Raw genomic sequence first — 10,538 nt, forward strand, 5'->3', positions numbered from 1 at the left:
CCCCCCAAAGTTGGGGGATTGAGGGGGCTTGACTCCCCCCAAAGTTGGGGGATTGAGGGGGCTTGACTCCCCCCAAACTTGGGGGATTGAGGGGGCTTGACTCCCCCAGGAAGTCGGAGTATTTAGAGTAGAATTTACGCGAAAAAACTCCTCATAATAATATTATCATATCTCGCGTTTTTGTCAACCGTTTTGCCAATTTTTGGGGGCTCTCATCAGTCGGCTTCCGGTCAACTTGAAGCGATCGCACCATTTCCCGATCGCCATTTCGGTCGCCCTAAATAGCCCTCAGTCGCCAGCTTTGAGCCCGGAATCAAAAATCGTTTAAAATGAGAACGTGAGCGATCGAGCCATTGGAGGTATCCCACCATGTATGCGGTCATTTCTACCGAAAAAATTCAACTGCCCGCCGGCAGTGTGGTACGGCTACCGGGAACCTGGCAAGACTACTGCAAACTCAGGGACTCCCGGGGGGATAGCTCCATTCCTCGCATCAAATTTCGTAACGGTGAAATTTTGCTCATGAGTCCTTTGCCAAAACAGGGACGGGAAGCGAACATTCTGTCTGACATTGTGAAAGCCCTACTAGATAGCCAGAACCGGAACTATGAAGCCTTTACACCCATTACAATGGATCTGCCAGAAGAGGGGGGAATCGAACCCGACTATTGTTTCTACATTGACAATTGGCAAGCCTCCGTCGGCAAAGATCGCATTGATTGGCGCCACACCCCGCCCCCCGATTTGGTGATTGAAATTGACGTGACCAGCTACACGGCGGCGGCGGACTATCTGCCCTACAAGGTTCCAGAAGTTTGGTTATTTAGAAAAACGGGATTGCAAATTTATAGTTTAGAAACAGAGGGTTATCAACCACAGCTTTTGAGTCGCTATTTCCCCGATTTGGAACTGCCAAAGTTAGTTGAATGGGTGCTGCAAATGGCTTTAGAACAAGGCACGGGGATGGCGATTCGAGAGTTCCGTCGGACATTGATGACTTAGGGGAAACGAGCGATCGCCCGGTTTGTTTCCCAGTTATCCGAACTCCCAAATTGCCAGCGATCGCCCCAAATTTAACCGGGCATTTTTACCGAATGTAAAGGTTTTTTCCGGATGGGGTCGATCGGCGATCGCGCAAACTACCCTGCGAATTCGATAGCGGGGAGAAACGGTCTGGTATACTCGGATCAGAAAGCGATCGGAATGATAGGTCGTCCCATCTCCGCCGCCGGATGATTCGTAGCCAAACCCTTGCAGCAGGAATGCCAACTCCTCCTGTTCCGATACCGTCAATTCCAGGTGAATTTCTGAGATGTCATCAAATAAGGAAGTTTCGGAAGTCTCGAGGGTTTTCAAATAGGCGGCGCGGTCAAAGCAACCCTCGCGGGTCAGTTCGATGTTTTTATACGCCAAATAATCGGGATGAAATTCCATCAACCACGAAGCGAAGGCTCCCCTCTCTGCCGGGTTGACGGACAAATAATGAAACCAGGGAACTTGTCCGGCTTCGGTTTCACGAACTTGCAAATCAGACAGTATTTCTTGGGTTTCTGATAAGGAGCGGATCTTTTTCCGTACAATATCCATATCACCCGCTTGTTGGCTATTAAAACCCAGACCGGAAAAACCTTCCCTCAACCCTTCGGCACCGCCGGGAGGAAACAGCTCGATATAGGAATGTTTTCCCCGGAGATAGGTTCCCGTCCAACTTTCCGTCTCGGTTTTGACAGTATCTCTGGATATCGTGCAGAATTCTTGGCTGATGAACTCCGAACGGGCAATGGACTCTAGGGTGTCCGGGTCGAGGGTGACATATAAATGGTTGAATTCGATTCCCATAGTCTGACTTTTTGAGGGTGCGATCGCGTTTGGAGTTAAATACCCGGACAAAAACTGTTTGAATACCCGTACCGCTTGGGAATTGATGCCCGAGGGCGCAAGCCTTGCGCCCCTACCAGGTCAAATCATCTTCAGATGATTGGGGAGGTTTAACGAGGGGAAAACCGGAGCTGATATGACTCCAACCGAGTCCACTTGAGTGGACTTTTGCTATGAGCCTTGAAATTTATTTCAAGGCGGGTCGAAAATTGGCTCCCGACTCCCCTTCAAGTCCGCTTTTTGCCCGGAATTGCCCAGCGTTTGATGCCGCCCACCGTCACCGGCATACTATCCGCCACATCAATAGTAAAGCGGAACACCTGGCGCGATCGCTTCCCATCCTCGGGATCGAAGAAGGTCAGCAATACATCCCAGCAATCGCTATTCAGGCGGCAGTAGGGGCTTTTTTCCACTTCGATGGTATCCAGGCGTCGGTCGGATGCGATCGCTTCGGCAAAAGTGGCAGTCGCCTGGAAGGTATTTGTCACTGCAAAATTCAAGGCGCGATCGCGGGACGTTTGCCCCACATTATGCAATTCATAATACACCCGATTCAAAAATGCGGCCAGCCCTTCCCGGAGTAGGGCTTCATTCCCCTCCTCAACGTTATCTAAAGTCGCCAACGCCGCATCGACCAGCCGGTTGATATTCCAGCCGTACATCCCCCGGGGATTGCGGACATTGAGCACCGGCACCACTTCGCCCGAAAACAGTTCCACCGTCCGCTCCGTCTGCCGGCCGGGGATACTGATGCGCTCCATAAATTCGGCGCTGGTTTCCGGTTCCAACTGCCCGTTGAGCATCAACAAAAACATCTCATAAATATCATCGGCAAACGGCCCCTTCGGGTCGAGGGCGTAGATGGTATTTTGGTCGAGATTCAACGTCCAAATCAGCGAGTAAGCCTCATCGGGATTATTGTCCAAATGCTCCACCATCTGGCGGGCGTCGTAGGGGTCCGGCGGCACCATCACCCCGTTCAAATCCACCGGCGCCATATTTTGTTTGAACGTATCCCGCCGCGCCTCGTCTCCGAAATCATAGCCAATCGTACCGAGGGCGAAAACGTGTCCGGAGTGGGCCGTGCTCGGCTTGATACCGGAAGGGGTTAGGGAGGCGGAGGGGGCGGAGGGGGTGATTGCTGTCGTCAAGCTGACGGCGGAGGGTTCGATACCCACTGCGGAGTCCGTGACGTTGACTTCAATGGCGGTATGTTCGGTGCGATTCACCTGGTCCCCGGCAAAGGAAATTGTCACCGAAGACCCGAACAACAGGCCCATCGCGCCGGGGAGGTTGACTTTACCCCGCAGGCAGCGTTCCGGCTCGTCGGTGTCTTCAGGGGTACAAGGAATGGCGGTATTGAGCAGCGCCGCCCGCACCGCCTCGGCATCAACGGGTTTGCCCTGTTGCAGTTGCAGACTCATCAGCAAGCCGCACAACCCCGACATCACCGGCGCCGCCATACTCGTCCCCTTGAGGCGGACGGGTTCCTCGTTGGCCGGTTGCGCCCCCAGGATTTCGCCCCCCGGCGCCATGATGCCTTCGAGCTCGTTATTGCCGCCCCAATTGCTGAACTTGTAGGGCGTGCCGTCGGGTTTCAGGGCGCCCACGGACAGCACCCCCGGCAGGGAAGCCGGCATACACCAGCATTCCCCTTTGTTGTTACCGGCGGGGGCGACAATCAGAATATTATTGTCCTGGCACTTCTTCAGGGCCCGCATGAGGATTTCTTCCCCTTCCCCGGTTTGGGTGGGACGGCAGGCGGCACAGTGGATGATGTTGGCACCCAACTCCAGGCCGAGTTCAAAAGCCCGGGCCAGACTCAGAGGTGAGATGAATTCCTCGTCGGTGCCGGTGGTATTTAACGGGACGTTAATCACGCGGCAGCGGGGGGCGAGTCCCGGAGAGGGGGTGTTTTCTTGCCCGACCATCGTGCTGGTAATGTGGCAGGCGTGGTTGTCGCCGTGGATGCGTTTGAGGAGCGGTTCGGGGAAGGCGGCTTTTTGGGCTTCGGCTTTTTGGTCTTTGTCGAGGTCGTCGTTATTGTCGATTTCTTGGAATTTGAGATAGGCCTCTTTGGGGACGGGTTCGGCGGGGGGGTGCCAGTAGGGGAAGACTTTGGAGACTTCGGCACCTTCAAAACAGGAGAGGGTGTGGTCGGGGTCGCCGTCGAGGACGACGATGGTGATGCGGGGGTCGCCGAGGGTTTGGTTGCGGAGGTCGGCGAGTCCGGGGATGCGGTCGTCGAGGTCGTGGGGGTGTTTGGCAGTCGTCGATTGGGTTTCGACTTCGCTCGACCCGACAGAATCCTCCAATTCGGAGGGGTTAACTGTGGCTTGGGTTTCGACTTCGCTCGACCCGACAGAATCCTCCAATTCGGAGGGGTTAACTGTTTCGACTTCGCTCGACCCGACAGAATCCGATTCGGCTTCAGTCGCTTCTATTTCTGAATCCAATTCGGAGGAATTAATTGTCGATGAATTTTCGACTTCGCTCGGCTCGACAGATGCGGATTCGGCTTCGACTTCCACCGCCAATTCTTCGGAGGTATTAATATTGTCTTCTGTCGCATCTTCTACCCCACTCGCCTCCACATCTCCGGTGGGCAATGACCCCAACATAAATTCGCCGACGGAGGACTCTACCACATAATTTAATCCCGTCGCCCGGGCAAAGCGATCGCTATCTCCCGCCCCCAGGGAACAAGGGGCCAGTCCCATATTCGTCGCCACCAAATAGAGGTTCTGATACAGGACCCCGACGTGCTTGAGAACCAGGGCATAGGCGAGCGATCGATACTTGCGGAACAGCCGCCCGAAGCGAGCGGTAATAATCAGTAAAACTTGGGGCATTCCCTGTTCGCCGCTGGACTGGTGGGCGTCTTTAAGTAATGCTTGAATATCGGCATCGGCGGCATCAATTTGAGCCAGTTGGTGATTGAGGGGGTCGTAGTGATAAAGTCCCGGTTTGACGCCTTCACAACGGCGCACTGCTAAATAGATTTCCAGTTCGTACATCGCGCCGCCGCAGGGATAGGGACGGCGGCTGATTTCACCCCAGTCGAAATCTTCGCCATATTCGGCTTTAATCATTTCTTGCTGCTCGGCATCCTGGGTGTAAATTTCCTTGACCCGGGCCGTGCGGTAAAGCAGTTCCCCCAACTGCTCAATGGTGATGGGGTGATTCTCGTCGTATTCGCGAACCGACGCCCGTTTTTCAATCGCCGTCGTCAGGGTTTTATCCCGCTGGCGGATGGCGTCGATGCTCAGTTGGGGCAGGGGGACAATGTGCCCGCTCATGGGCGGTTTCACTACCGGAAACTGGTCCCAGATGTCCAAACTGGCGGCAATATCGCCCGTGGGGTAGTCGTGGCGTCCCTGGCGACAACGGCTGTGGAATAGGAGGTTGTGGAACTCCCACAGCTTCAGTTCCGGGGCCTCGGCTTCGACGGAGAGGAAACCCGCCGCCCACAATAAGTTGAGGAACTGATAGGCGGTTTCGGGGCCGACTTGGGGGGGCGGCGTCACCCGCCGCAGGGATTGGGGTTGGGCGAGTTGGGCCAAAATGGCGCTGGCCCGCCAGTCCAGGAGCTTGACGCGGAATTTGGACAGGGGCGATTCGAGTACCATTCCCCCCTCGTGGCTGTGTTGGTAGGCGAAGCGGGACAGGCTGACATCGGCTTGGGTCCAGTGGGGGGGATTGAGGTCGAGTTCGGCGGACTCTACCATCGGCTCTGCGATCGCCAACGGTAATACAGCATACTGCAACCAGCCGCGATCGCCCATCTGTTGCAATGTGGCGGCTAACTGTTCCCCAACTTCGGACCCTTCCTGGGTACTCAGGGTTTGGGTCAACTGTTGCAGGGTGGCCGTCCCCTCTCGCAAATGTGCGATCGCATTTTCAAATCCGGGCAGTGCGGGCACGGTGAGTAGGGAGGCGGTTGCACCGGCATCATTGCCAGAAACCAGGCCGAGGGTGTAACCGTTTTCGGACGGATTAATTTGAATGCCGGAACTCAGAGACAAGGTAAAAGGATTCATAGTCAATTCAAAATTCAAAATTCAAAATTCAAAAAAGTTGGTAAACTGCTCGTATCAGTTTTGATTCCATAGATTTTGACTTGATTATTATGGATTATCGGCCGATTCCCGATCGCACATTTGAGTTTGCCGTGAGAATTACCAAGCTTTGCTCCCATCTCGATCAACAACCCGGAACACCGCGATTGTTAGCCAATCAACTGTTTAGATCGGGAACGTCAATCGCTGCCAACATTGCCGAATCGGGTTCGGCTGAAAGTGACCGAGATTTTATCAGCAAGCAGTCGATCGCTCTCAAGGAAGCCAAAGAAACAAGATATTGGCTAAGGCTATTAATTCAATCAGAAATGATACCCGAGCCAAAAGTATCCAGTCTCTTGGATGAATGCGAACAGTTAATCAAAATCATTTCAAAATCCATCCTGACCGCCAAAAGAAAGCTGAAATAAAGTTAAAATCAGCAAGCCAGAAGTACAAATTTTTGACTTTTGACTTTTGACTTTTGACTTTCAAATGGGTAATAGCTGGTTCAAATCTCGGATGGGCTGTCCCAACCAGCGCAAAATCGCACAGGCATGAGCTTTTTTGAGCATCAAGCGATCGGCGGCTTGGGAAAGATCGCGCAACTCTTGCTGTTGGCTGGGTGTCAATGTTCCCTCTTGGTTGCGATCGAGTAGTTCCAGATGACGTTCCTGCTGGTCTGGAGCGATCTGACTTCGGGCAATTTGCCGGAGTTCATCTACACTCAGCGTTTGCAGGGTCAGCAATTCAGCCTGTATTTCCGCCGGGGCTGTATCGATCGCAGGGGGTAAGTTTCCAGCAATACTTTGGATGACCAATTCCGACAGGGGTTGGTTGGTCAACTCGGCAAGGCGAGATAAGCGTCGAACCGCAGATTCTGGCAGGTCTATTGTCAGTTGCATGGTGATGTTCCCTTTGCCAAATATATTAGCATATTTGTCATTATTGTCAACCTTTTTTGAGATTTATTCGGCTATTATCAGTCGGCTTTCGGTCAACTTTAATCGGTCGGTAAAATGGTGCGATCGCACGATGAGCGATCGCTTTTTCGGTCGCCATCTATAGGGATTATCAGTCGGCTTTCAGTCATCAGAAAATGAATCAACAAAAACATCACTGGCTACTGAATTTTTGTCCGGGATAATTGCTCGATAAAAGTTTGATGTTCTGAGGTAGCAATTCCCTGTTGCAAGATCGCCAATACCCGTGCCAAGTCCCCCGCCAACAGCGCATCTTTGTCCAACCACAAACCGGGAAATACGAGCGATCGCACGATGCCATCACCATCCACATTCAGGGGGACATACTGACCGTCTTCCCAGCGGAACCAATCGATCGCCCCGTCGTAGGTTCGCCACACCAAATACTCTCGGACTCCGTTGCGACGGTAGACCTGGAGTTTCTGGTTCAAGTCCAGGGACGCGCTACTGGCAGCAATTTCGACGATCAGTTCCGGCGCCCCTTCCACATAGTCCTCCTCGCTGATGGTACTTTGTCCCCCCGTTTCGATGCGAAGCAGGGCATCGGGTTGGGGTTCGTTGTCGGTGTCCAAACCCACGGTGGCATTGTCCAAAGCTTCGACTCCGGGGGTGGCGGCTTCGTAAGCAATCAGCCAACCCACAACTTGGGCGTGGGGTTTTCCGTGGGCTTTTGCGTGGAGGGGAGATGCCATGTAGACCGTTCCTTCGATTAATTCGGCTTTTGTGACCCGGGGCATGGCGGCATAGCGTCGCTCGAACTCCCTGCGGGTCAGGCGATCGCCGTTTTCGAGGGGGGGTAGGGTGGTGAGTGGGAATGGAGTCATGATCGGTCGTAAAATCTAGGATTTTTGACTTTTAACTTTTGACTTTCTCCTGGGGAGAAACGGAGGCTTTGTAAGTCCCCCAAAGTTTAGAAGTAGATGATTGGAGGTTGGGGAGGTTGGGGAGGGAATAAACTGAGTCCACTTGAGTGGACTTTTGCTATGAGCCTTGAAATTCATCTCAAGGCGGGTCTTCCCTTACTCCCTTACTCCCTCTTAATTTTGACTTTTGACTTTTGACTTTTGACTTAAAACGGCATCGCCATCGGATTCATCTCCCCTTCCGGCGTCGGCGCCTGCCGCCAACCCAACTTCACCGGCACGTCATAAAGCCGCCCCGACCCGAACCGCGACCAAAAATGACGCATCCCCGGCACAATCACCTTGACCACATTCAAGCCGATGTCCGGGCGGGTTTGGTCCAGCACCAACGTTTCCAACCCCGCCTGCTTGACAATCTCCACGCAGGTCATCACATCCTCCCGGATGTCATTCCCCCAGCGTTTCGGATAGTCCCCCACGGTTTTCAACGGTTGGGAGGTATCGGGCGCCAAATAGGGCTGATTCTCTAACGTCGCTTCCAAGAGCCAGAGTTTGGCGTCGCCGTCGAGTTGGTCGTCCGGCACCTTGTCCAGTTCCAGTCCCAACTGATTCACCTCCGTCAGGGCGCGGAGAAGGGCGATGGTGGGGTCTAAGTGCGCCCCAAAACCGAGAATCAACCGTTCCGAATTGCCCACCTTGCGCCGCGACACCCCGGCAAAGGCGGGAATCCCCAAATCGGCGGTCAAGTCCAACGCCCACAGTTCCCGGTCATGTTCGGCATAAAACTGTTGTAGGTCGGTAAAATAAGACTCGTCAAAACTGGCCAAATCTACCGCCGGACGACGCAAGCGGTTGTACCACCACAGCGCCACGCTGTCCCGTTCCACCAGTTCCATGAAACCCTGCAAAATCGCTTCTTCTAAGGTATTCCCCGCCGCATTGCCGTTAGAGTCCGCTTTGCAAAAGCGTTGACCCTTCGGCATCGGGTAGTTGTAATAACAGAACGAAGTGGGAAGGTATTTGTGCTGCTGCTCGGTCAGTGACCATACCGGAGTCCAGTCAATGGTTTGGTCAGGGTCAAACCGGGTCGGAATCCAATCATGAGCCGCTTGGCGGTTTTCATTGATCGCTTTGCGGTTTTCATACTGAGTCTCGCTGATGCAGAGACAATCTTCCGGGTTAATCGCCAGTTCCCCCAGCTCGTTGAATGTTGCAGCTTTACGGGGTTCATCCCCCTGATAAATCCCCGAATAACGCTCCACCGCTTCACAAAAACCACTGGCGCGGGATTGACTGTCGGTTTTGCCTTTGCCGGAACTCTTATGTTTCAGGTTGCTGCGTAGCCCCCGCAGGGAAGTTGCATCCCCAAAGGCATGGCCTGCCCGGTAGGTATGCACCAGTGGATTACTGGGGTCTGTGATCCGCACCAGTTCGGTGACAACCCCCGTAATCGGACTGATCAGATGCTCGTGTTTCTCGATGGTTTGTTGGGGGGTGACGGCGCGGTGGCCGCCATCGCGGGTGAAGTGTTTCTGGCGAGATTCGAGAACCACAGGCTCAAACCCTCGACGCTGGAGGATTTCCGGGTCGCCGCAGGTGGGGCATTGGGGGCGGCGGATGAGGCTGTGGGTTTTGAACTCCAGGGTGCGCTGGTTGAAGGTGATTAACTTGCCCTCCAGGGTGGGGGAAGGCGTGGGGGACTGGGCGATAACGAGGGATTTGGCGATTTCCGTCGCCGCAAACTGAAGGGCCGTGTGCAACGTCGAAGGCAAGGCGGCGCGGGCTGTGGGGAGGTAACTATTGACCGTGTGAGGGATGTTGCCGTTGGTTTGGGCGGCGGCGTATTTTTCGCGCTGCACCGAGGCTTCCACTTCCCGGTTGCCTTCCAAACGTTGGGCGAGGCAGTGCCAGCAGCCCGTTTCTCCCGGTTTGAAGACCGGGCCGAGCCAGAGGACGCTGCCCAGGGGTTTGACTAAAATCCAGGGTTGGCCGGTTTGTACCTGATGGCGGTTGAGGGGGGCCAGGTCGGGGTGCAGGTAGTCGTCGGTGAGGACGACGGTGAGGGCGGCGTCGGTGTCGGAGGGGTGGAGGGGGATGCCCAAATCGCGCAGAGCCGTACCCAGGATGTCAACCATGCCCTCGCTGATGCGGTTTCCGACGGTTTTGAGGTGGACGGGCTGTTGCAGGGCTTTGGCGGCGACTGCGGGGGCGATGCCCAGTTCGCTCCAGAAGGCGGCGACTTCCGGCGCCAGTTCCGGGGCGGCTTCGGTGAGGTAGCCGGTTTGGTTGAGGCGGTTGAGTACGAAGTCGATGTAGTCGGCGGGGACTTCGCCATCGAGTTTTTCTACAATTTGGTCGCGGCTGTACTGCCCGTCCAAGAAGGGAATAATCTGACAGTAAAGCTGTCCGGTGAGGGCGTGGTTTTCTTGTTCGCCCAGGAGATAAACCTGTTTGGGGGGACAGATTTCGATGTGGTAGTGAGGTTTGATTTGAAATTCCATTTTAATGAACGAACAACATCAACGATAACAATGGGTTTCTGTGCATTGTAGTGGACCGACACACCTTAAATGGTGGGTTACGGCGGATTTCTAGATTGCCGTCACAGATCGGGTTTCAGCCGCCTAACCCACCCTACAGGAAAGCACATTTTTAGCCGTGTCGGTCCAGTAGTGGACTGTTTTATCTAAAATGAGGCAATAGAAAACTCGGTTCGTTGTTGCGCTTTAGCGCTAAAGCGCAACAACGAAGGAAAT

7 protein-coding genes are annotated in these 10,538 nt (G+C 54.2%); 2 read left to right on the top strand and 5 right to left on the bottom strand.

Annotation, left to right across the window (positions count from 1 at the left end; translation table 11 throughout):
• Positions 1–369 precede the first annotated feature (369 nt).
• Positions 370–1,002, top strand: coding sequence for a Uma2 family endonuclease (locus tag LKE08_RS19615; protein ID WP_324705942.1), 633 nt, complete (start codon positions 370–372; stop codon positions 1,000–1,002).
• A 33-nt stretch (positions 1,003–1,035) separates the two neighbouring features.
• On the opposite strand, the gene LKE08_RS19620 is transcribed toward LKE08_RS19615, so the two are convergent.
• A complete protein-coding gene (locus LKE08_RS19620; protein ID WP_324705943.1) occupies positions 1,036–1,839 on the bottom strand; it encodes a DUF5829 family protein in 804 nt (267 codons plus the stop codon).
• Between the two features lie 266 nt (positions 1,840–2,105).
• Positions 2,106–5,918, bottom strand: a complete 3,813-nt coding sequence (locus LKE08_RS19625) for a PatA/PatG family cyanobactin maturation protease (protein ID WP_375341446.1) — start codon at positions 5,916–5,918, stop codon at positions 2,106–2,108.
• 89 nt (positions 5,919–6,007) lie between these two features.
• On the opposite strand from LKE08_RS19625, the gene LKE08_RS19630 reads away from it, so the two are divergent.
• Positions 6,008–6,367: a four helix bundle protein gene (locus LKE08_RS19630; protein WP_324705945.1), complete on the top strand. Its 360-nt coding sequence runs from the start codon at positions 6,008–6,010 to the stop codon at positions 6,365–6,367.
• Positions 6,368–6,427: 60 nt separating this feature from the next.
• Here the strand turns inward: LKE08_RS19630 and LKE08_RS19635 are convergent, their stop codons facing one another.
• From LKE08_RS19635 to LKE08_RS19645, 3 genes are all read right to left on the bottom strand, one after another.
• Entirely contained in the window at positions 6,428–6,841 is a 414-nt protein-coding gene (locus LKE08_RS19635; protein ID WP_324705946.1) for a hypothetical protein, read from the bottom strand.
• A 218-nt stretch (positions 6,842–7,059) separates the two neighbouring features.
• A complete protein-coding gene (locus tag LKE08_RS19640; RefSeq protein WP_324705947.1) occupies positions 7,060–7,743 on the bottom strand; it encodes a Uma2 family endonuclease in 684 nt (227 codons plus the stop codon).
• A 245-nt stretch (positions 7,744–7,988) separates the two neighbouring features.
• Positions 7,989–10,283, bottom strand: a complete 2,295-nt coding sequence (locus LKE08_RS19645; RefSeq protein WP_324705948.1) for a TOMM precursor leader peptide-binding protein — start codon at positions 10,281–10,283, stop codon at positions 7,989–7,991.
• Positions 10,284–10,538: the final 255 nt, after the last annotated feature.

Source organism: Lyngbya sp. CCY1209, assembly GCF_035615495.1.
Lineage (GTDB): Bacteria > Cyanobacteriota > Cyanobacteriia > Cyanobacteriales > Microcoleaceae > Limnospira.

Coding starts and splice junctions, on each gene's coding strand:
- LKE08_RS19615 (WP_324705942.1), top strand. CDS start 370: ATGTATGCGGTCATTTCTACCGAAAAAATTCAACTGCCCGCCGGCAGT.
- LKE08_RS19620 (WP_324705943.1), bottom strand. CDS start 1,839: ATGGGAATCGAATTCAACCATTTATATGTCACCCTCGACCCGGACACC.
- LKE08_RS19625 (WP_375341446.1), bottom strand. CDS start 5,918: ATGAATCCTTTTACCTTGTCTCTGAGTTCCGGCATTCAAATTAATCCG.
- LKE08_RS19630 (WP_324705945.1), top strand. CDS start 6,008: ATGGATTATCGGCCGATTCCCGATCGCACATTTGAGTTTGCCGTGAGA.
- LKE08_RS19635 (WP_324705946.1), bottom strand. CDS start 6,841: ATGCAACTGACAATAGACCTGCCAGAATCTGCGGTTCGACGCTTATCT.
- LKE08_RS19640 (WP_324705947.1), bottom strand. CDS start 7,743: ATGACTCCATTCCCACTCACCACCCTACCCCCCCTCGAAAACGGCGAT.
- LKE08_RS19645 (WP_324705948.1), bottom strand. CDS start 10,283: ATGGAATTTCAAATCAAACCTCACTACCACATCGAAATCTGTCCCCCC.